This is a genomic window from Mesorhizobium sp., from assembly GCF_024509055.1.
In the GTDB taxonomy this organism is placed as follows: domain Bacteria; phylum Pseudomonadota; class Alphaproteobacteria; order Rhizobiales; family Rhizobiaceae; genus Mesorhizobium.
On the sequence record NZ_JANINM010000538.1, the window covers coordinates 59,625 to 81,277 of the forward strand.

At 60.8% G+C, this 21,653-nt stretch carries 13 protein-coding genes and 1 pseudogene; 7 read left to right on the forward strand and 7 right to left on the reverse strand.

Annotated elements, in window-relative coordinates:
* Positions 1–61 precede the first annotated feature (61 nt).
* A complete protein-coding gene (locus tag Q0L57_RS32620) occupies positions 62–7,078 on the reverse strand; it encodes an FG-GAP-like repeat-containing protein (protein ID WP_296747211.1) in 7,017 nt (2,338 codons plus the stop codon).
* Positions 7,079–7,917: 839 nt separating this feature from the next.
* Between Q0L57_RS32620 and Q0L57_RS32625 the strand changes: the two genes are divergently transcribed.
* Positions 7,918–8,928, forward strand: coding sequence for a helix-turn-helix transcriptional regulator (locus tag Q0L57_RS32625; protein WP_296747212.1), 1,011 nt, complete (start codon positions 7,918–7,920; stop codon positions 8,926–8,928).
* A gap of 242 nt (positions 8,929–9,170) precedes the next feature.
* Positions 9,171–10,286 (forward strand): helix-turn-helix transcriptional regulator, encoded by a 1,116-nt coding sequence (locus Q0L57_RS32630; protein WP_296747213.1) that lies wholly within the window; start codon positions 9,171–9,173, stop codon positions 10,284–10,286.
* A gap of 980 nt (positions 10,287–11,266) precedes the next feature.
* Here the strand turns inward: Q0L57_RS32630 and Q0L57_RS32635 are convergent.
* Positions 11,267–12,118 carry a GNAT family N-acetyltransferase gene (locus Q0L57_RS32635; RefSeq protein WP_296747214.1) on the reverse strand — a complete coding sequence of 284 codons (852 nt, stop codon included), beginning with the start codon at positions 12,116–12,118 and terminating at the stop codon, positions 11,267–11,269.
* 340 nt (positions 12,119–12,458) lie between these two features.
* Between Q0L57_RS32635 and Q0L57_RS32640 the strand changes: the two genes are divergently transcribed.
* A complete protein-coding gene (locus tag Q0L57_RS32640; RefSeq protein WP_296747215.1) occupies positions 12,459–13,511 on the forward strand; it encodes a class I SAM-dependent methyltransferase in 1,053 nt (350 codons plus the stop codon).
* A 3-nt stretch (positions 13,512–13,514) separates the two neighbouring features.
* Complete coding sequence (locus tag Q0L57_RS32645; RefSeq protein WP_296747216.1) at positions 13,515–13,886, forward strand: hypothetical protein; 372 nt, start codon at positions 13,515–13,517, stop codon at positions 13,884–13,886.
* A gap of 400 nt (positions 13,887–14,286) precedes the next feature.
* Here Q0L57_RS32645 and Q0L57_RS32650 read toward each other — a convergent pair whose 3' ends face one another.
* Positions 14,287–14,469 carry a hypothetical protein gene (locus Q0L57_RS32650; protein ID WP_296747217.1) on the reverse strand — a complete coding sequence of 61 codons (183 nt, stop codon included), beginning with the start codon at positions 14,467–14,469 and terminating at the stop codon, positions 14,287–14,289.
* Between the two features lie 964 nt (positions 14,470–15,433).
* On the opposite strand from Q0L57_RS32650, the gene Q0L57_RS32655 reads away from it, so the two are divergent.
* The gene (locus tag Q0L57_RS32655; protein ID WP_296747218.1) at positions 15,434–15,616 is read left to right on the forward strand and encodes a hypothetical protein; all 183 of its coding nucleotides are present in this window, start codon (positions 15,434–15,436) and stop codon (positions 15,614–15,616) included.
* A gap of 815 nt (positions 15,617–16,431) precedes the next feature.
* On the opposite strand, the gene Q0L57_RS32660 is transcribed toward Q0L57_RS32655, so the two are convergent.
* Positions 16,432–16,809, reverse strand: coding sequence for a hypothetical protein (locus Q0L57_RS32660; RefSeq protein ID WP_296747219.1), 378 nt, complete (start codon positions 16,807–16,809; stop codon positions 16,432–16,434).
* Complete coding sequence (locus tag Q0L57_RS32665) at positions 16,806–17,039, reverse strand: hypothetical protein (protein ID WP_296747220.1); 234 nt, start codon at positions 17,037–17,039, stop codon at positions 16,806–16,808. The genes Q0L57_RS32660 and Q0L57_RS32665 overlap by 4 nt, the downstream gene beginning before the upstream one ends.
* Positions 17,040–17,319: 280 nt before the next feature.
* On the opposite strand from Q0L57_RS32665, the gene Q0L57_RS32670 reads away from it, so the two are divergent.
* Positions 17,320–17,775, forward strand: coding sequence for a MucR family transcriptional regulator (locus Q0L57_RS32670; protein WP_296747221.1), 456 nt, complete (start codon positions 17,320–17,322; stop codon positions 17,773–17,775).
* A gap of 399 nt (positions 17,776–18,174) precedes the next feature.
* The gene (locus Q0L57_RS32675; protein WP_296747222.1) at positions 18,175–18,903 is read left to right on the forward strand and encodes an outer membrane protein; all 729 of its coding nucleotides are present in this window, start codon (positions 18,175–18,177) and stop codon (positions 18,901–18,903) included.
* 440 nt (positions 18,904–19,343) lie between these two features.
* Here the strand turns inward: Q0L57_RS32675 and Q0L57_RS32680 are convergent, their stop codons facing one another.
* Together Q0L57_RS32680 and Q0L57_RS32685 are read right to left on the reverse strand one after the other, a co-directional pair.
* The gene (locus Q0L57_RS32680; RefSeq protein WP_296747223.1) at positions 19,344–19,859 is read right to left on the reverse strand and encodes a hypothetical protein; all 516 of its coding nucleotides are present in this window, start codon (positions 19,857–19,859) and stop codon (positions 19,344–19,346) included.
* Between the two features lie 210 nt (positions 19,860–20,069).
* A pseudogene (locus tag Q0L57_RS32685) lies at positions 20,070–21,653 on the reverse strand (vitamin B12-dependent ribonucleotide reductase); the annotation flags it as partial.

A 21,653-nucleotide genomic window follows, 5' to 3' on the forward strand; every position in this document is an offset into this window, starting at 1 on the left:
CGGCTCCACGACTACCTCCGACCGCTATCCTCTACGATCTTCCTCCGACGGTCTGAGCCGCTCAGGCGTGGTGCGGCTGGGCAAGGAAACCCTGTTGGCTGATCGCCGCCAGCGACGCATCGCCGATGAGCGAGCTTCCAAGCCCGTGTCCGCCCTGCGGGAAAGCCGAAGCCATGTAGTTGACCAGCAGCGCGAGGTCTGGACCTCGGCTCTCCGGCACGCTTGCCACGAGCGGCGGCGCGGGGGCCGCGCTCGGGTCGATCACCAGCGTTCCGGTGCCGCTGCTGTCCTTCGAAAGCTTCCAGGTGGAATGCGTATAGTCGCCGACGAGGCTTAAGCTGACGCTCTGGGTCCCGTTGCTGATCTTGAGGGTGCCGCCCGCGGTTGTTCCCGTGTAGACGGCGGTGGTTTTGCCCTTGACGAAGCTGAGATCGGCAAGGTCGACGGCATTGTTCGGGGTCAATCCGGATATCTTTCCGGTGAACGGTCCCGTCAGGCTGTGGTCGAGCTTGAGCGTTCCGGTTGCTCCCGCCGCGAAGGTAACGTTCTCCGTATCGGACGAAGCGAATTCCAGGTTGCCGGTGTTCGCCAAGGTGAAGGATCCGGGGCCGATGACGGCCGTTCCGATAACCGCGGTAGCACCGTTTTGGACTGTCACTTTTCCGGATCCGCCGAGACCGCCGTTGAAGGTCGCGGTGATACCCTTCGAAGTGGCGCTAGCCAGTGTGATCGCGCCGTTGTCGGTGATCGTTTCCGCCAGGGCGTAAGACTGCGATATCTGGAGAACGCCGCCGCTGGCGATCAAGATTGATCCAGCCGCCAGGCTGCCGCCCGCAAGGGCGAAGGTGCCTGCGGAGATGGTGAGCGCGCCATTGGAACCGCCCGTCCCCGCAAGGGCCAGCGCGCCATTCTTGTTGTCCGAGACGGTTGCGCCTGCGTCGTTTACAAGCAGCCCGTAGGTGGCGGCCGCGCCCGAGATCGTGAGCGTGTAGGTCCCGCTTCGGTCGATGTCCGCGGCAACGCCAGCTGCGGGCACGCCGTTCCCCCAGTTCGAAGCCGTGCTCCAGCTTCCGCCCGCGGCGTTGGTCCAGTGATCCAGCGTGTCGACGATGAAACTTGCGGTAGCGCCTCCAGCGCCTGGGTTACCATTGCCCTCCTGCCAGCTGCTCCCGGCCACGCTGACCGAGGCATTGCTGATCAGGGTGTTCGCGGCGGCCGTGAAGGTCGCGGTATAGGTCGTCGCATTGACCTTTTGCAGGTTGCTCAACGCGCCGCCGACTGCGGCCGTATCCGCCAGCACGAAGGAAACAGGCGCCTCGCTGAAGGAGAAGGTGACCGTCGCGGTTCGCGCAGACAGGGTCAGGTGGCTGTTGTTGATCGACACCGCGACCGATGGCGTGACCGTGTCGACCACGAACGAAGCCGTTCTCCCGCTGGTTCCGGCGTTGCCGTTGTTCTCATGCCAGGCATTGTCGACGGCCACGCTGGCCGTGCCGATGTCGGTGGCGGCCGAACCCGTGAACGTTGCGGTGTAGGTCGTGGCGTTCACCTGTTGGAGATTTGACAGGGTGCCGCCAGTGGCGCTGACATGCGCCAGGCTGAAGTCAGTGGGAGCCTCGCTGAAGCTGAACGTGACCGTTGCCGTGCCGTGGGCGAGATTGACGTCGCTGTTGTTGGTCGTCGCTGAAACCGACGGGGCCACCGTGTCGACGGTGAAGCTGCCAGTGCTTGCCGCGCCGCCTTCATTGCCGGCCAGGTCCTGGTAGCCATTGGCATTGACGGCCACATCCGCATTGCTGATGTCGATGCCGTTCGTCGCCGTGAACGTCGCCGTATAGGTCTTCCCGCCGTCGCTGGTCTGCAGGTTGCTGAGCGAGCCGCCATTCTCGGTGACGCTGCTCAGGCCGAAACCCGTGACCGCCTCGCTGAACGCGAACGTCACAACAGCAGTTTCGGCCGCCAGATTGACCGTGCTGTGGTCGAGCGAGACGGTCGCCTGGGGCGGGGTCTTGTCGATGGTGTAGGTTGGCCCGGGTATGGCGGGCGGTGTGTTGAAGAAGAGGGAGAGATCGTTGCCACCGAGATTGGCCGCTACCAGATCGGGCCGCCCGTCGCCGTTGAGATCGCCGGCGGCGATGCCATAGGTTTGCGTTCCCGCGGCGTAGGTCACCTGGTTCTGGAACGTGCCGTCGCCGTTGCCATACAGCACCGAAACTGAGTTGCCGCCCTGGTTGGCCACCGCAAGGTCAAGCTTGCCGTCACCGTTGAGGTCGACAATGGTGACCGTCCGCGCTCCCGCTCCCGCTGCGTAGTCGGTCTCTTTTTGGAAAGTGCCGTCGCCGTTGCCCAGCATCACCGAGACCGTCCCGCTGCCTTCATTCACCCAGACCAAATCGAGCTTGCCGTCGCCGTTAAGATCGACGAGATGCACGCTGTTCGGCCGATTTCCCGATCCGACGTGCACCTGTGGTTGGAAGGTGCCATCGCCGTTGCCGAGCAGGACCGCGATATCGTTGGTGCCGAAGTTGCTGGAGACCACGTCGAGCTTGCCGTCGCCGTTGAGGTCGCCTACCGCAACCGAGGTCGTCTCGCCGCCTGTGGCGATCTCTTTGTAGGGTTGGAAAGTCCCGTCGCCATTGCCAAGCAGGGTTACCACCCCGCCCGCATTGTCGGCAAGGATAAGGTCGGCCTTGCCGTCGCCGTTGAGGTCGCCGATCGACACGGTTTCGTCGTTGCCCCCGCCGGCATAGTGGACCGGAGACTGGAAGGTGCCGTCGCCATTGCCCATAAGAACCGAAACGCCACCACCCGGGTCCGCGGCCACGATGTCCTCCTTGCCGTTTCCAGTCAGGTCCCCGACGGTAAGCGAATAGGCAGAGGCGACATACTGATGGGCGGTCTGGAAGGTTCCGTCGCCGTTGCCCAACAGGACGGAAATCGTGTCCGCGTTGAGATCGCTGACGATAATGTCGGCCTTGCCATCGCCATTGACGTCGGCGATCACCGGAAAGAGCGGGCCGGCCGCCGTGGGGAGCGTGACCTGCGGCTTGAACTGGCCTCCCGGCAGCGGATTGCCTGCCAGATCATCGATGCCGGTTCCGACCAGGTCGATTCCGACGGTCCCATCGCCGCTGCCAGTGTTGACCGCGACCGAATAATGCGTCGCGTCGATCTCCGTAACGGCAGCGATCGAAGCCCCGTTCACAGTGCTCGCCGGATCGACCTGGAACTGGCTGGCGTCAACGCCCGTCACGGGCTCGGAGAAGGTGACGCTGTAGGAGACCTGCCCTGCGTTGGTCGGACCGCTTGAACCGGCGCGGTTGAAGCTCACAAGTTCCGGTGCAGTCGTGTCCAGGGTGAAGGTCAGCGATGCCGTACCTGTATTGCCTGCAGCGTCCGTCTCGCTCGCGACAACAGTGTGCGAACCGTCGGCGAGTCCGGTCGGCGCGAACGTCCAGTTGCCGCTGGCGTTGGCTGTCGCCGTCTGCGCGATCGGCGTGCCGTCCACAGTGAAGTGGACCACCGCGTTGGGATCGCCGGAGCCCGTCAGCGTGTCGTTGTTGGTGATCTTGTCGGTCGACGAGATTCCGGTGTCGTTCGCCAGGCCTTCCGTCACTTGGGGCGCTGTCTGGTCGAGACTGGCGGCGTTTCCGGCGACTGCCGTGAAGCTGTTGCCCGCCGGGTCTGTGGCAACCGCCAGCGTCGAGGTGATGGAACCGTCTGCAAGCGTGGTCAGATTGGCCGTATAGGCTGTCTGACCGCCGCTGACGCTGACTACCACGGTTTTGTTGTTGACATCGGTGAAGGTCACCGTGCCGCTGTCCTCCGGATCGAGCCCGGCGACCGTGAACGCTACCGCACCTGCTCCCGCCGACCCGATCGGGGCCGCCGCGTTGCCGTTGACTGTCAGCGAATGCGCAGCCTGCCCCGACGCCACTGGACCCTGCCTGACGAGCAGGGAGGTATACGGGGCACCGTAAGGAAGATAGCCCGCGGTGTCAGGAGCTTGCTGGCCCGGCGCCGACAACAAGAACGCTGTCGAACCGTACGAAGGATTATTGGTTGCCCAAAACGCAGCCTCGTGCGTGCCCGGGGAGACAGTGTCGGCCGTCAGGCCGTACACCTCACGTGAGCCGGTGGGCCAAACATCTCCAACGCCCAGGTCAGCCTCCAGCAAAGCGACCCCGGCGGCAGGATTTGCCGTAATGCCGAAGTCTGCCCAAAGTTGCTGGACTTCGGCGGCCGTGGCGTAGCGGTATCCTGCATAGAGCTGCCCGGCGCCGAGTTGACTGGAGACGGCATCGTAGGACTGGCCCGCGGTGAGGCCGACATTCAGCCATTCCAATCCTGTGTTTGTGTCGGCTGTCAGGGTTTGTGGACCGAACGAGCTGTTTAGCAACAGGAACTGTCCGGCTCCCGAGTCCTGATCAAGGGTCTCGGCGTTGCCCGCGACTGGCGTGAAGGTGTTTCCCGCCGGATCGGCAGCGACAGCCAGCGAAGATGTGACCGTGCCGTCAGCCAGGCTCGCAAGGTTGGCCGAATAGGTCGTCTGTCCGCCCGTGACGTTGACTACCACGGTCTTGTTGTTGACATCGGTGAAGGTGACCGTGCCGCTGTCCTCGGAATCGAGCCCGGAGACCGTGAACGCCACCGTTCCGGCGCCCGCCGACCCGACAGGGGTTGCCGAGCTGCCGTTCACCGTCAACGTAAGCGCTGCCTGCTCGCCTGTGTCCTGATCGAGGCTGACCGCGTTGCCCGCGACTGGCGTGAAGCTGTTGCCTGCCGGGTCGGTGGCGACAGCCAGCGACGAGGTGATCGCACCATCGGCAAGCGATGTCAGGTTGGCCGAGTAGTTTGTCTGGCCACCCGTGACATTGACCGTCACGGTCTTGTTGTTGATATCGGTAAAAGTCACCGTGCCCGTATCCTCGGGATCGAGGCCTGCGACCGTGAACGCCACCGTTCCAGCACCCGTCGACCCGATAGGCGTAGTTGAGTTTCCACTCACGGTCAGTCCAAGTGCAGCCTGCTCGCCGGCATCCGGGTCCGACACCAGATTGACCGCAACCGTCTTGGTGTCAGTGCCGCCATCCGAGTCGGTCACCTGGAACGTGATCGTATCGGTGCCGGGCTGCACGCCCGGATTGTTGGAGGCGTAGGCGAGCGTGGCCAGCGCGGCGTTCACCTGTGCAAGCGTGCCCGTCACCGTGACGATGTTAGTGCCGGAACCCGTGACCGTCGCTCCCTCCGGCAACATTGTGAAATCTGTGCCGTTATTGGCGGAGTGACTTACCTGAACCGTGAACCTCTCGCCAAAATTGTCGGCGTCCGGGTCGACGACGCTGCCGGAAATTCCCAGCGCATTGCCCACCGTGACGGTCTGGGCGCCCGGAACCGTCAATGACGGGGTATCGTCAGCAGGCGGAGGCGGGGCGGCCGCGTTCGTGGTGACGTTGTTGCCTGAGACGTTGAACGTGTACCCGGTGTAGTCGCCAAGCAGCCTGAGGTTCGCAATGACGTTCGATGCGGCGTCCTTGACTTCGAGGGTGGTCAGCCCGCCACTGTACGAGACGGGCGTCGCGCTGGCTGCATTCGCGAGTTCGACTATGTCGTTGCCCGAAGGGGAGGAGCCAAACCCTGAAATGATGCCGGAGAACTGGCCGGGCTGGTCGATCTTGAGCGTGTAGTCGAACGACCCGCCGTTGTTGAACGTTACCCTTTCCGTCGACGCCACGGAGGATCCGAACTCGAGCGTTGAGCCGTATTCTATGACCGCGGACCCGCTGCCGGAAACCGGGCCTTGCAGGTCCACGGTCCCGTATTGCGCCGTCAACGTGCCGTCATTCGTTGCCGCGCCCGATATGTTCAGCGCCGCCAACTGGCCGGGCGCCCCTGCGATCACGATGGTGCCTGTACTCTGATTGTTGAGTCCTGTCGCCGAGATGGTTCCGCCGGGGGCCTGCCCGCCGTCCGTGATCGCACCGCTGTTCGTGAGCGTGCCGCCGATCGAGAGGCTGCCTATTGTTGAACCTGAGTCCTCGACCTGCACCGATCCGCTGTTGGTTAAGCCGCCCGTGGTCGCCACCGTGCCGCCGATAAGCTGGAAGGAACCCTCGACCGTTGAAAGCCCTTGCAACGCGCTGTTGCTGCCGGGCGAGGTGGCGTCCTCGACAAAGTCGCTTGGCCCTCCGATTCCCAGTTGAGCCCCCGCGGCGATGTCGGTGATTTGTCCGCTCGCGAATTCCAGGACCGCGTTGCTGCCTTCAAGCTGGACGTTCCCGGTCACCACGCCAGCCGTTCCGAACCCGGCCGGGCCTGTTATGTCCAGCGTTGCCTGCTGGCCGAAGGATGTCGCGATCTGCAGGTTGCCGGTGTTGTTGAACCCGGTTGCCGTGACTGTCGTGCCATCGCCGACAGAGACGGTGCCGCTGTTCGTGATAGTCCCTCCTATGGTGACGGCACCGGTCTTGCCGTCGTTGAAGTAATCGCCAATGGCCCAGAATATTCCGCTGTTCGTGAGATTGCCGGTCGTTTGCAGCGTGCCGCCGCCCAACAGTTCAAAAGTCCCTTCGACCGTGGAGAGACCTTGCAGGGCGCTGTTGGTCGTCAGCGAACCTGCGTCCGCCACCAGCGCATTCGGTCCGTAAAGCAGGAGGCTCCCGTATTGCGCTATGTCGGTGATCTGCCCGCTGGAGAACTCGAGGAGTGCGTTGGTTGGGTGAGCTCCGTCACCGAGGGAGATGTTGCCCGTCAGCACGCCCGGGGTTCCGAAACCCGCCGGGGCCAACACGTCGACGACGGCCTGTACACTGTTGCCTACGAGATTCAGGTGGCCAGCCGTGGCGACCAGGCCGCCATAGACTGTCAGCGTGGCGCTGTCCTGAACCGTCAATGTTGTCCCGGCATTGTCGAGCGTGAGCTGATTGACGGCCTCGTTCGACGAAACCGTCACCGTCTCGGTCCCGCTTCCGACAAAGGAGGCGTCGCTCGTCGCGTCCGGAACTCCCGTCGGAGACCAGTCCGTCGAGGTCCCCCAGTCACCGCTCGTCCCGTCAATCCATGTAAATGTGGCCGTCATGATTGCCTCCCAGCGTGAGACGGACGGGTCGAAATCGGTTTCTTCTGGGGTGCCATCTTCGTGGCGCTCAGCTTCCCCGGGCCCGTTGATGCTTCAACGGTGCTCCCGCCAGTTCAGCAGCGCATCACCCAAATAGGGTAGGATCGCTGGAAAACCTTGCCGGAAGCGGGAACTGCGAGAAATCCATAAAGGGGAACGCAGGCGCTCTACTTGTCTTGAGGTATTAGATCTCGTCAGCGTGCAGTAGCGAACGGCGGGATGCAGGCGACGACAGAACCCGGGAACGCGCCAGTGCCTGCTCCCTTGATGAAGCTGCTTTCAGGGATGCGTATAATTTCCCGAACACTCCTGTCTAGAGAGTATCATTGTGCCTGTTCACTAGGCCTAGGCTGTTGAGTGGAACGCGTCATTGCATCGCACACCCTGAATACAGGGCCTTGGCCGTCCTCCTCAACAAGCAGCCAAAGGAGGGTCGCGACCCTACGACGCGCGCCGCCTATTACCCGAGTCCAGGCGACACTCAACGGCATCATGCCGCCGCGCGTAGAGGCGCCGTCAATAATGATTACAGCCCCTATCTTTCCCTGCATCACGCAATTGTGAGGACTGCACCGGCCGAAGAGTACCGTTGGGCCGTGAAGAAGCATCCTCCATTTGAGCTATGTGGAGTATGTTTGTTTGAGGTATTGCTAAAGTAGCATGGTCGTTTCCCTTGGAGAGGGGCGGGCGGCTCGATGTCTATCGCAGACGAGTCACTGCCCGTCGGCGTACGACGGGCGCTTGAAGCGCTATACTCAGCCGTGGCGGCACCCGAGACCTGGGCGTCGGCGCTACACCAGATGGCGCGTGCCACCAATTCGGTTGGATGTTTGTTCTATCCTCGCAACCAGGCTCGAGCCTTGCTTCATCTGCCTGTCTCGCCCGACCTGCGTCAATTCATCGATGCCTACGTGCAGGGTGGGTGGTTCCAGATCGACCCGCGGTCGCTGCGCGGCTGGCACGTTGCCGATCAGGGACAGATCCTGATCACGGACGACGACCTTACAACGCCCGACGAACGGAACTCGTCGCCCTATTTCCAGGACTTTCAGCGCGTCTGGAAGCTTCCCGAATTCGCCGCTGTCGCCTTCAAAGCTGACAACCACCAATGGTGCATGTCGCTGCTGCGGGACTCACTGCAAGGGCCCATGGGGGCGGATGAAAGAGCGACCTTGGTGGCGCTCTCTTCCCATTTCGGAAGGGTCATAGAACTCGCCACCCTGTTTGACCGCCGCCGGGGTGCGGAGCAGATCGGCACGCTCGAGCTGGCTGGGATCGCTGCAATGCTGTTGGACTGGAATGGAACCGTGGCGGCGCTCACGACCGCCGCGGAGGCCCTTCTTGGCCCAGACGTCTCCGTCCGAGGCGGCCAGCTGCATATCCTGGACGGCGCGGCCAATCGGCAGATGGCGGATGCCGTAACCGCCTTGCGCGCGGGCCGTACGCAACCCCGCCAGTTCATCGTGGTCAGACGGGAGGACAAGCGACCGATCGTCATCCAGGTCACCGAACTTCCCAAGCTGCTGTCCGGCGCGTTCGGACGTGCAGGAGTACTCCTGCGTCTCTTCGATGGCGACCGAAAGCTGATGACTGCCAAAGAGGCTTTGAACATGGCGTTCGGCCTGACCGCCGCCGAAGCCCGGCTTGCTGTCGAGTTGGGGCATGAGCACTCGATCGACAACATCGCGGAAAAGTTCGCGGTAAGCGCGCAAACAGCCCGCGTGCAGCTGAAGTCGGTCCTCCGCAAAACCGGAACCCACAAGCAATCGGAGCTTGTCGCGTTGATGGCGAACATGCCTCGCAAGGAATAGCCAGGAAGGAACCTCGGCCGCCGAAGCAGCCCATGCGGCAGGTTCGCGGACAAGGCGGCGGTCGCGAGGCATTGGACTGAGAACGGCGGCCAGACATCGGCGGTGCGTCGCAGTGCTCGCGGCCATGCATGGGCATTTCCATCCGAGTTATATGCTGGCCATCCCCCGTCTGGGGTATGAGCGCTTTCCCTGATTGAGGTATTGCTAAGGTGGGGTCCTGTTCCGGGAAGGTTGGATGAACCATGCCCAATGCAGACGAGTCGTTGCCAATAGACGTGCAGTTGGCGCTGGAGGCGCTCTATGCGGCGGTTGCCGCTCCCGAGACCTGGGCGCTGGCACTCCACCAGATGGCAAGGGCCACGAATTCGGTCGGGTGCTGCTTCTATCCCCGCAATCAGGCCCTCTCCCTGCTCCACCTTCCTGTATCGCCTGACCTGCGGGAGTTCGTCGACGCATACGTGCAGGGAGGCTGGTTCCAGATCGATCCCCACGCCATGCGCGGGTGGTGCATGGCCGAGGAAGGCCGGACGCTTGTTTTGCAGGACGACATCTTCCCGGGCCTGGAGCGGAATAAGTCGCTTTATTTCCATGACTTCCTGCAGGCCTGGAAGCTTCCGGACTGGGCCGCTGTCGCCTTCAAGGCTGACAACCATTTCTGGTGCATGTCGCTGCTGCGCGACGCGAGACAAGGTCCGGTGGTGGCGGACCAAACGCAAATCCTTATGGCGCTCGCGCCCCACTTCACCAGGGTCATCGAGCTCGCGACCTTGTTCGATCGCCGACGGAGCGCGGAGCAGATCGGCACGCTCGAGATGACCGGGATCGCTGCGATGCTTCTCGACTGGAAAGGAACTGTCACGGCGCTCACTACCGCAGCCGAGGCTCTCATAGGCACCGACATATCCGTTCGCGGCGGCCAGTTGTATATCGTGGACGGGGCGGCCAACCGACAGATGTCGGACGTCGTGGCCGCCCTGCGCGCAGGCTTGCTGCCGCCACAGCAGTTCGTCGTGGTCAAACGGGAAGGCAAGCACCCGATAGTCATCCAGGTCACCGAGCTTCCCAAACTGCTGTCCGGCGCATTCGGACGGGCCGGGGTCCTCTTGCGCCTCTTCGACGGTGAACGGAAGTTGACGGCAGCCAAAGAGGCTCTGAACATGGCGTTCGGGCTGACGCCTGCCGAGGCCAGGCTGGCCGTCGAGTTGGGTCATGAGCACTCGATCGACAACATCGCGGAAAGGTTCTCGGTAAGCGCTCAAACTGCCCGCACTCAGCTGAGGTCAGTCCTGCGAAAAACTGGAACGCACAAGCAGTCGGAGCTTGTCGCCTTGATGGCGAATATGCCTCGATCAAGATAGCAGGAACCATGTCAGCTGATCTGTCCATCTGGCAGTCCTCGAACATCTATGGCGGACGAGCGGCATTGGATTGCCGCGAGCGCCATCCCCGTTTCTTGGAAAGAGCGATCTCACCCCTGCTGTGCAGGTCGGGATGATAAGCCCTCGCATGCCGAGGGCCCAGCCATGATGTTCAACAACGTCGAATACCGTATCGCCTCTCTTTGGGTGAGGCCGTGGAAAACGTAGCCATCGAACTCGGCAACGTTTCCTCGCACAGCATCCCAAACTAGCCATTCTCCACTGGGGTCGCACAGTGGTTCGTAAGGGCCCCCGCCCATTAGGGTAACGTTCCCGATCCTAACCTCCTTGCCGCAGGTGGGACGCCTCCTGTGCGCAACAGATTAGCCGTTCAGTCATGCAGAGGCATCCCCCATTTGAGTTATGTGCTGGCCATCCCCCGTCTAGGGCTTCTCGATTGAGGTATTGCTAAAATAGAGTGCCTCTCTCGGGAAGGTTGGGTAGAACCATGCCCATTGCAGGCCGATAGAGGTGCAGTTGGCGCTGGAGGCGATCTGTGCGCCGGTTGCCGCTCCAGATACTTGGGCGTCGGCGCTACACCAGATGGAGCGTGCCGCCAATTCGGTCGGGTGTTGTTTCTATCCTCGCGATCAGGCCCGCGCCTTGCTTTACCTGCCCGTCTCGTCTGACCTGCGGGACATGTCCATGCCTACATGCAAGGTGGCTGGTTCCAGATCGATCCACATGCTATGCGTGGGTGGCGTATGGCCGAGACAGGCCGGACACTGCTTGTGCGAGCTTGGGGACTAGGCGCGACGCCAGACCAGAGAGTCCGGTGGTACAATCGGGCCTCGCTGCGAAAGGGATGGCGGATTGCAATGCCCTGGCAGCGTTAGTCGGACGCGCCGCTGCTACAGCGGAAGTGATGAAAGCTTGTCGGCGACTGACATCGCAGCAACTCGAGTTGTCGCCCGATGGTGTCAGGCCGTATAGATCGTAATCCCGTAATCACCGATCTGGCGGAAGCCGAGCGCCTCATAGGATCGCCGGGCCGCCGGGTTCTCGGTAAAAAGCACCGCGCGCGTGACGCCGTCTCGGGCAGCCTCTCGGAGCATTCCCGCCACGACTGCCCGACTATATCCTCGATTGCGAAGTTTGGGCGGCGTCCAGACACCGCCGACCTGGATGGATTCGAAGGCACGGGCGGTCAGGGTACAAAGCGCCACCGGTTCTCCTTCCGCTTCCAGGAGGAAGGCCTCCTCGCGGGCAACATGCCCCTCGATCGCGTTTTTCGCGAATTCCCGCGTGCTGTCGTTGTTAGGAAGCCCGGTGGACTCCATCTCGTAGCTAAAGCGCCATTCCAGCAGCAGCGGGAGGTCTTCGCTACGGGCAAGTCGGCATGCCAGCGACGTGGACGCCGGGGCGGGGCCAATCATTTCGTCGATACCCAATGCGAAGAGGCCTTCCTTGGCGCGCTTGGTGGCAGGGCGTTCGCCCAAGCCGCGATGTGCGTCCTCCACCTGTGAATACGGCCCAAGCAGCGCGATCAGCGCCCGGCCCGATGCGTCGACAGCGGCGCTTGCGAGGTCGGCCGCATGGGTCGGTGCCTGCAGGAACACTCCACCTTGCCAATTGTGCATGGCCAAGCCTACGGCATCCGTGCCTAGGAACGCCGCCGCATAGGTGCCCTGAAGCGGCTTGCCCTCGTCCACGAGGCCGCCTTTCGCGAGGAAGTAGCGCAGGTAAAGGGAACTGTCGGCATGCCGGGCAAGGAAGGCCTGCAGTGCGGCCTCATCGCCGGGACGAGCCAGGCGGATTGTTGTCCCGCTCATTGGCGAAGCCCCTCATCGGTTGCCTGTCGATGCCGAACGTCTGCAGGCGAGTGCATAAAAGCGAACCTCACCATACGGACGCGACCCTCGTGTGTGGCGATATTTAAGAACACGCTAATACTCATCGCGGCATCTCGTCCATACAGTGGAAAATCCGCTGACAGATTGAATTCGATTCTCATGGCTGCCCATATCGGCTCCCAGACGACTTTTCGTTTCCATCGATCTCCTTACCGAGACCGGAAGCGCCAAGCCACGAGCTTATTTCTGCTCATACCCTATTTGGGTGATGAATTGTCCTCAAGGATGGCTATCCTTTGAAGACAACCTTGCAAAATACATGGACATTCTTTGGTGTTCCAGCCGCGTCGCGCCCGGCGGGGCTGACAGTTGCTGCCGATACATCAGTGAAGAAAGAACTGCAGAAGAAAACGAGAACGGTGCACTGATGTTTATGAATATAGACCGGACCAACATACTGCGCGGTGTCGACGAGGCGTATGAACTGGCACACTCAGGCTGGGTGCGCGAGGGGATGGACCACTTGAGCGGAGCACTATGGTCACTGCGGCGTAGTGTTACGACGGATGCATGGCGGGATTTGTGCAAGGTGGAGCTTTTGAACCATCCTATGCGCAAAATTGCGCACAGGTGTCCAATCGCGCTTCGCTCGTTCGAAAAGCCTCGAGGCTACCCGGGTGATGCAGTGACCCTGGATTATATCTACGGGATTTATGGAGCCGAGAGTCCGCCCCCTGTCGATGCGCAGCGGGCGGCTTATGAATCGAGGTTCGGAGCCCCTGCCGCGAGGGCGGTGCGCTTCCGTCGCGGCCTCATGGCCAAGCTCGTTCGTGACGCGCGACGCGAGAACCCTGGCGCGAGGGTCCTCTCGGTTGCATCGGGACATCTTCGCGAGGCTGACTTCGTTTTCAAGATGGACGAGGACGCGATGCCGATTGGACCTTGGTGGACCGCTTTCGACCAAGACGAAAAAAGTCTTGAAGTGGCCGAACGCTCATATGGAACGCGTGGGGTCGCGATCCAGAAAGGAAGCGTCCGGGATGCAATAGCCGGACGATCGACCTGGGGCACGTACAGCTTGGTTTATGCAGCGGGCCTTTTTGACTATTTGCCTCAACCGGCCGCGATTGCGTTGTTGGCGCGTATGATTGCGTCGACGCAAAAGGGCGGGACCGTCATGATTGCCAATTTTGCCCAAGAAATTCCAGATGTCGGTTATATGGAAAGCTATATGGCGTGGGATCTCATTTATCGATCGGAAGACGAAATGACGGCGATGGTGAATGCCGCCGACAAAGGCAGGATTGAAAGCCTCGATATCAGCAGGGATCCGGACCGGAATATCATCTTTGCCATCATGCGAGTGCGCTGAGAGATGAACTTCGGCGGGGTGCCAGACTCGCACGCGTCTGGTGCTGGACGTGCCGCCGCAACCGCGCTGAAACTCGCGACAAGGCTCGGCGCGGACGGCGGTTGGCGACAGCCAAAAGTGATTTTGCAGTCGGCGCCGCGTGGAATACGCTACGCCACCACCCACAAGGAGGATCGGATGAAAGCCGTCCTTGCATCAATCGCGGCGCTGGGGCTGTCGGTATCAGCCGCATCCGCGTGCAACTACCATCAATCAATGGCATCGTCGCAGGTCGACACGATCAAGACCGCGAGCGTAGAAAAATCCGACATGACGAAGGCGACGCCGCCGCAACAGATCATAAAAAAAGAAACGCCGCCGCCTAAATCCGACTAGCGCTTACCGGGTTTCTCGCAGCCGCCGTGCTGCCACCATCTGCTCGATCATGCCACGCCGCGCGAAGAGGCTTGTGAACGTTTGATCCACAACGCCACCCGCGATGCATGATGCCACTCGCAGTGACCGGCGTAACAATGCGCCGATCGACGTTTACCAGCTGCTCAGCATATTAGCCCACTGTCATGAGCGGACATGCTTGTAGCTCGTACATGGCTAAGGCCCCGGTGACCGACCCAGTTTCGGGGCATTTTTTACGTCACGAAAAAGCCCGCTGCGCGAGGCGTCGGGCAGCGGGCCTAAAAGGCCGACTGTGTGGCAACCAAACGACGGGAGTTCACAGCCGACAGGGGAGTTGACGGTAGCACCGAAGAAGTGAGCCGGCTATCGGTCGAACGGCCTATTTGCCCCTGTCCTTGCGGACTATCGAGAGCTTTGGCGCGTGGGCTTCACGAATGATCTTGGCGGCTTCGGCTATGGTGATCCCGCACTTGCGGGCATAATAGGCGGCCTCGGTTTCAAGCTCGCCTTCCAGTGATTGTTCAATCGCCCGCTGGGGCTTCTGCTTCGCCCTCTTGCCCATGTCGAATCATAGCACATTCGCGCGGCAATTGTGTTAAAGCTTGAGAGTTGAGGGGCGGTCTCATCGGCACGATTACCCTATCCCCTCAATTGGCTCGCTCTTCGGAAGAGGCGAGCCATTTTTTTGAGCCGCATGCATCCGCGCAGTTTAGTGCTGGGTCGCGGTAGTATCGCGGTTGTGATTAGTCTTGTCTTATCATCGTGGCACATGGTGGCCTTGGGCCAATCGTGGCCTGTGGATTGTCTAGAGCCATGCTAGAAGACCCCATTCGAATTTGGCAGTTTTGGGATAAAAACCCATTGGTGATGCCGTGGATGGAGCAATTCCTTCCTGAAAATCGTATGTTTCAAGACGTATTCGTCACGGTAATAGGCATGTTTGTTACGGTATGTATAGCTATAGCATTTATATATGTATTTCTCCCGCAGAACGTAGTGACTGGGATAATCGGTGTTTTGCCCGCCGGGTGTCTCTTTGCAAGTTTCAATAATAGAATGTCACGTGCCCAGGGAAAATTCTTCCGGGCCGTGAGAGATGAGGGAGGAAATAGGGAGGTTTGAGCTACTTGCCCTATTGGCCTTGGCCCTTCACCGCATAGCGTGGGAAACGTCGGCCAGCTTCACACATCGCCATAGCCGATAAACATCGTCGATTATCGTGATTTTGCATCCATGATGCCGGAAGTAGGTCCCCCGGCGTGTTCTAACTGCGCCCAAGCTTTAATGAGCGCCGGTGTACTCGCGACCTTGAGGGGAAGTCCCTTTGACCGGCGCTCCATGGCGTGCGTGCGGCGCACGTCACGGGCTGACGATAGCTAAGGCCGGGATTGGCTTCACCCACCGATTGCATGAAACCGTTTTAGAAAAATTGCGGTGCTTTCACGAAATTGCGGAAATCGGCGTCACTTGCCCTTCGCCTGGCGCCGGGCCGATCTCTGACCGCCGGGAAACCTTGGGAGGGGGGTGTGCGCGACGTATCTGACGATGACAACGACATCGTGAACCAGCTTGCTTACGTCCGGGCGGACCCGAACCAGCACGACACTGCAACACTACTGACAATGATCGACGCAGCAATTTCCGCGATCATCGGGCTGCGGATGCAGTTGCGTGTCGCTCAAGGCGACAGCGAGCAAGCGCGCCGATAGACGGCAAGGTCGACGCGTACGTGAAGGGGATGCCTTTGCAAATTCACAGGGGCAGGCGGCAAATGCGATCGTTCGCCCAATCCGAGCAAGCGATAGCCCGCCGCTGGGTGTGCCACCATCACCCGCGCGGCGGGATAAGGATGGCCGGCGCCTTCTTGTTGGGAGCGAGTGCCTTTGCGCTGGTGCCGGCGCCGGCGGCCCGCATATGTGCTTATCTGCTAATTTACTTGGAGTGGATATGGTGTGATCGCGTAGCAGTTCGCCACCGGCCGCGTTCGATACTCAGGCGCCCTGTTAAGCGCCGCGTCGCCTAGATCTTGGATTTCCGCCAACCTGCGGCGCTCCTAACCAACAGCGCCTTGGTTGAGGAGGAGCCACCAATATCCTTTAGCGAGCCCACCGGCGCTCGCAGATGCCAACAAGCCCAGCGGCCCGACAGTTCCGCGTTGGGGTTGCGTTGGGATGAACCGCCGGGCCTAGCCGACTCTGGTAGGGGGGCGAGTCGGCTAAAATCCGAAGCTAAATTAGCAGAACTGCATTGATATAGATTTTTATGCCTTTCCACCGATTTTGCGGAACAGGCAAACTCGCCGGGCGAGGTCCCCAACAACCTCAAACCCGACGAGCCTACAACCCGACCAGAAGATTGCGCGATCGGGGCCGGGACTAACCTAGAGGTACTTCAGAGCAAGATAAGGGCCAACGATAGCCGCTCCGAAACGAAACAGTCCAAGAGGCGCTAGACGGTGCCCGGGCTGGGGGCTCACAAGTGCTTCGTTGCCGCCTGCGGGACGCGCCAGCAAGCCGGATCGGCCCTACTGCGGTGTGTTAGTGTCCTTCAGGTACGACATCACAATGCCCACGCCAATCTCCCCGCGTCGCTCCCGAGTCATTTGATCGTACGCTTTGCCGATTCGGTCCATCAGGGTCTCCATCTCTGACATCACCAAATGGTAAGGAGGTGGGATTTTTCTCAGCCTATATTCCGCCCGAACGTCTTCGAGGGGACGGTAACTACCGTCAATTCCAAGCGCCCAGGTGCGAAGATAAGCAACGAAAAGTGCCGCCAACGCGTCCTCGCGGCGATCCTTATGAGCGCGACCGCTGTCGAGATAGATCTTTGTCTCCTCCATTTCACTTTTTGCAATGAGGTGATCGACGACGGTCTTTGTGTTCCTGTCTTCCGACGTCATGACTTCTGCAGCCTCACACCGGCGCCCCCGCCGTTCTCAGGGATGAACACCAAACCAGCACCTTCGAGTACCTTGGTCATTGCCACCAATTGTTGGCGACCGGGACGGATCGGCCGGCTTCGAAATTGCGGACGGTCGATTTCATGCTTGGCTCGTGCCTTGTCCATCGATTTTCGATCATTTTCGGCCGCAAGTCGAAGGTAAGGCTTCTTCTCTTCATCTTCTGCCATAAACCGCCCCCGTGAAGTTTGGGCTCAAAACATGTGCGCTTCCGGAGCGAACTGCAATCGGTCTCACGAGGGGCGGGGACAGTCAGCCTAGGTGGTTTACTTGGCCGCCGCGCTCGCCAGCCGGTAATCCTAGGAAGTGGTTCGGCGATCTGACTATTCAGGAGCGTCGTTTTCTGGCTGAAGACATCGAGTGAAGTCGACCAATTGCCCTTCGGACACTTGATCGGTACACGATTGGGCGCGGGGGCGGGTGCGCATGCCAATTCCAGGAGCGAATTTCTTGAGCGACGAAAATGAAACCCCAGCCACCGATCTTATTGGACTGACGGCCGACATTGTCTCGGCGTATGTCAGTAAGAACCCTGTCCCGCTCGAAGGGCTGCCAAATCTCATCGCATCGGTTCACTCGTCGTTGTCGACTGCCGGCACCCCAAGCGTAACTGATCAGCCGAAGCAGGAGCCGGCAGTTAACCCCAAGCGCTCTGTGTTCCCGGACTACATAATTTCCTTGGAGGACGGGAAGAAGTTCAAATCCCTGAAACGCCATCTCGCGGTGCACTACGGCCTGACTCCAGATGAGTACCGAGCCAAGTGGGGTCTGAAGGCGGATTATCCGATGGTGGCGCCAAACTACGCTGCTCAGCGCTCGGCGCTGGCGAAGTCGCTGGGCCTCGGGCAGAAGCGGCAGGAAACGCCAGGCAAAAAAGCTCCAGCTAAACGGAAGGCGAAGGGATAATGAGGGCCTGGCGCTAGCCATTTAGTCAAAAACAGAAAGCCCCTGACGATGCTGGGGCTCTTTTGAAGATGGCTCAGCGGGCCTCGTCGCGCAGACCCCTCGCGATCACGTAACTATCCGGTCCTTCGCCGAAGTGCTCCTATAAATTGCGGCGGACCTAACGGACGCCACCGGCCGGTGCTCTTTACCCCAAAGCCCCCCGCCCAATGGGCGTCGGCCGACTCTATCCAACAAGCGGGTGGCTAGCGGCCACGTCGCGCCAGATCACTCCGCCGCTCTATAGGTGCCCGTGTTGCGAGCCAGCAACAAAAGGTTGAATTCGTGGCCCGGAGACCGCTGTATGGGATTTCCCGCTTTAGAAGTCTCTCTTACACCGGGTCCTCTAATCAGGGCCTAGTCATGAGAATCAGCCTGCTTGCAGCCATTGCCCTCTTGGGTTTGGAGAGCAATGGCTTTGCTGCCGACGCTATCGCCACGACCGAGCCAGCGCCAGCGCCGCTTCTCGTGGCTTCCACCTACAACTGGTCGGGCGCCTATATCGGTGCCCAGGCGGGCTATGCTTGGGGGTCGTCATTTGGAGGCGGCTTTTTCAAGGCCGGCGGAGCAGATGTGGTCGGTAGTGTTGACCCCCGTGGATTTTTGGGCGGTCTTCACGCTGGCTACAACTATCAGCTCACGAACAATCTGGTGATCGGCGCCGAAGGCGATATCAATTTCGCCAGCATCAAGGGCAGTGTGGATCCAATGCACGACGCATCTGGCAATCCTTCTCCTCCTGGGAATTCGGCATCCGCCGACATGACCTGGAACGGCTCAGTCCGTTTGAGGGCTGGATATGCGATAGATCGGTTGTTGCCTTACCTGACCGGCGGGTTGGCATTTGGCCGATACAAATATGAGCCCAGCTATGGCGCCACCGGACCTCTTCCAGGCTCCAAGACTCAGACCGGATGGGACGTCGGTGCTGGTTTGGAATATGCCTTTACCGATCATCTGACGAGCCGTGTCGAATACCGCTACACCGATTTTGGCAGGGCAACATACGACATACCTGGGTTTCCTGCCGACGAAACTCGCATCAGGCTGAAGACAAACGACGTTCGCATCGGGTTGACTTATAAGTTCTAGGATACGGCCAGACCGCCTAGATCAGGGCGATCGGATGGGGCATGGCGCGGTTATTCATCTCGCCCGACAATCCGCTGTTCCCATCGGATCTCCTTAAGGCACCGGAATTTGATAGTAACCAGCTCCTGCGATCGAGGGGTGGGTTCTCGCGCAGCACGTCTACTGGGCTGTCGGCCGCGGCCTCCAGGACGCAAGACGGGGAGGGAAGACGATCCTGAGGCTCAAGGCCGTCGTCGACGAGGGAGGGTGGACGGTCCTTCCGGGACGAGGGCGGCTGAGTCCCAACCCTACGCCGGACAGAATCCAGACCGCACTCTCACTGGCTGCCGAATGCTTTTGGAGGCCCTGAATTTGAGATTGCGATGAGCGCCTGCGCGGACACCTGGTGGCAAGGTCATCCAGGTATTCGTCGGTGTGTCTCGAGCAAGTTCGCCAGCGTCTTAATCCACATGATGACTGCTTGTCGGCAGTTTGGGTGACGGCATGTACTTGCGGAAGAAATCGCGCCAGAATCGAACAACAATCTCCAGCAATTCTGCTGCAGGCTGCCATCGGTTCTCGCCTCTGTCTTCTCGCCAATCAATTACGAGATATCCCTTGCCAAAGGGGCCAACGCCGAAAGGGCCTTCTCCGAAGCCGCCAACGCGGAGGGTGTCGAAGCTCTTGTCGCGCGCGAAATGCTTTGTCCCGTTTGCTAGATCTTGCACCCCTCGGAACCAGACGCAGTGACGGTCGATCCATTGCAGGAAGTGGTCCTTGTCTCTGGCTGAAATCCCCATGGCGTCGCGTGCGGCTTTGTCCTTGCTTAGCCACTCGCCCCAGACCCATTCATGCAGGTGAAAAGCGGTGATGGCGCAATGCAAAGCTCGGCGTGCCGAGTGGGGCTCGTCCATGAAGTCGTCGAAATCTTGGACAAGCACCGCATAAAAGTCTTCAGCCGTTGCAATGTCGAACATCACTTTTCCTCCTGGCTTCCCGGTCATTTCCGCGTGCCAAAGCGCAAAAGCCCGAGCGAGGCCCGGGCTTTGATTGTTGGGAGATGAGCAGGAAATTCAGAGACGCGTCAGGCCTCCGTCTATCGGGAGCGGCCGTTTGGCCGCTCCAGGTACACAAACATTGGCTTGTAGGTACAAAACTTTGGGTGTTGCACCACTGCTCAAGTTTTCTCAGCTGCAGCCGCTCGTGCTTCCGCAGGTGTCGCATTTCTCGCAGGTGCCGTTCCGCACCATGGTGAAGTTGTGGCACTCGGAGCATTCGTTGCCGGTGTAGCCTTGCAGCAGCGACTGCTGGCGGCGGGTCGCGGCGAGTTTCTTCGCTTCGGCCGCCTCGTTGGCGGCAGCGTCGGTGAACAGCGCTCCGGCACCCGAAGCCTCGGTTTCCTCTTCCACTATCTCCTCGGCCAGCTCCTTGGCGCGCTCCTCATAGTCGCGCTTGTAGGCGATGGCATCGTCGCTCGCGGGCTTCAGCGTCAGAACGTTGGAGCCGGAAAAGGCGGTGGGGGCGACGCGGACAGGGGCCGTTGTCGAGCCCGAGCCGCCAAAGCCCTTAGGCTCGGAACCAACGCCCGACACCAGCTTCACCGGCGAGGCGCCGCGATAGAGGCCCTTGGAGAAGGGCGTCGCCTTGCCTTCGGTGATGCCGCGGCCAAGCGCGGTCTTGTCGAGGTCCGACTGGTCGACATGGGCGAGGTCGTGGCGGCCGAGATAGGAAACCGCAAGCTCGCGAAACACATAGTCGAGGATCGACGTGGCGTTCTTGATGGCGTCGTTGCCCTGCACCATGCCGGCCGGCTCGAACTTGGTGAAGGTGAAGGCCTCGACATATTCGTCGAGCGGCACGCCGTATTGCAGGCCGAGCGAGATGGCGATGGCGAAGTTGTTCATCATCGCGCGGAAGGCGGCGCCTTCCTTGTGCATGTCGATGAAGATTTCGCCCAGACGGCCGTCGTCGAACTCGCCGGTGCGCAGGTAGACCTTGTGACCGCCGACGACTGCCTTCTGGGTGTAACCCTTGCGGCGGTTCGGCAGTTTTTCGCGATCGCGGTAGAGACGCTCAACGACGCGCTCGACAATCTTCTCCGTCACCTGCACGGCGCGCTGCGCCGCAGGGGCGGCGATCAGCTGCTCGACTGCCTCGTCCTCATCCTCCTCGCCATCGGCGAGCAGCGAGGCATTGAGCGGCTGCGACAGCTTCGAGCCGTCGCGATAGAGCGCGTTCGCCTTCAGCGCCAGCTTCCAGGACAGCATATAGGCGTTCTTGGCGTCCTCGACCGTCGCCTCATTCGGCATGTTGATGGTCTTGGAGATGGCGCCCGAGATGAAGGGCTGCGCCGCCGCCATCATCAGGATGTGGCTCTGGATGGAGAGCGAGCGCTTGCCGATCTTGCCGCAGGGGCTGGCACAGTCGAACACCGGCAGATGCTCGGCCTTGAGGAAGGGCGCGCCTTCCAGCGTCATGGCGCCGCAGACGTGGATGTTGGCGGCGTCGATGTCTTTCCTGGAGAAGCCGAGAGCCGGCAGCATCTCGAAGGAGAAGTCGCCGAGCTGCTCGTCGGTGAAGCCGAGCGTCTCCTTCACCCAGTCGGCGCCGAGCGTCCACTGGTTGAACACGAACTTGATGTCGAAGGCCGACTTCAGCGCCGCGTTCAGCGCCGCGATCTTTTCGTCGGTAAAGCCCTTGGCCTTGAGCGACCCGGGGTTGATGCCCGGCGCCTGGTTGAGGTTGCCGTGGCCGACGGCATAGGCCTCGAT

Bases quoted from the DNA above. Each gene is read 5' to 3' on its own strand.
- Q0L57_RS32660 (WP_296747219.1), bottom strand. From the start codon at position 16,809: ATGACGTCGGAAGACAGGAACACAAAGACCGTCGTCGATCACCTCATT.
- Q0L57_RS32625 (WP_296747212.1), top strand. From the start codon at position 7,918: ATGGCGCGTGCCACCAATTCGGTTGGATGTTTGTTCTATCCTCGCAAC.
- Q0L57_RS32640 (WP_296747215.1), top strand. From the start codon at position 12,459: ATGGACATTCTTTGGTGTTCCAGCCGCGTCGCGCCCGGCGGGGCTGAC.
- Q0L57_RS32680 (WP_296747223.1), bottom strand. From the start codon at position 19,859: ATGTTCGACATTGCAACGGCTGAAGACTTTTATGCGGTGCTTGTCCAA.
- Q0L57_RS32675 (WP_296747222.1), top strand. From the start codon at position 18,175: ATGAGAATCAGCCTGCTTGCAGCCATTGCCCTCTTGGGTTTGGAGAGC.
- Q0L57_RS32630 (WP_296747213.1), top strand. From the start codon at position 9,171: ATGCCCAATGCAGACGAGTCGTTGCCAATAGACGTGCAGTTGGCGCTG.
- Q0L57_RS32620 (WP_296747211.1), bottom strand. From the start codon at position 7,078: ATGACGGCCACATTTACATGGATTGACGGGACGAGCGGTGACTGGGGG.
- Q0L57_RS32635 (WP_296747214.1), bottom strand. From the start codon at position 12,118: ATGAGCGGGACAACAATCCGCCTGGCTCGTCCCGGCGATGAGGCCGCA.
- Q0L57_RS32665 (WP_296747220.1), bottom strand. From the start codon at position 17,039: ATGGCAGAAGATGAAGAGAAGAAGCCTTACCTTCGACTTGCGGCCGAA.
- Q0L57_RS32650 (WP_296747217.1), bottom strand. From the start codon at position 14,469: ATGGGCAAGAGGGCGAAGCAGAAGCCCCAGCGGGCGATTGAACAATCA.
- Q0L57_RS32645 (WP_296747216.1), top strand. From the start codon at position 13,515: ATGAACTTCGGCGGGGTGCCAGACTCGCACGCGTCTGGTGCTGGACGT.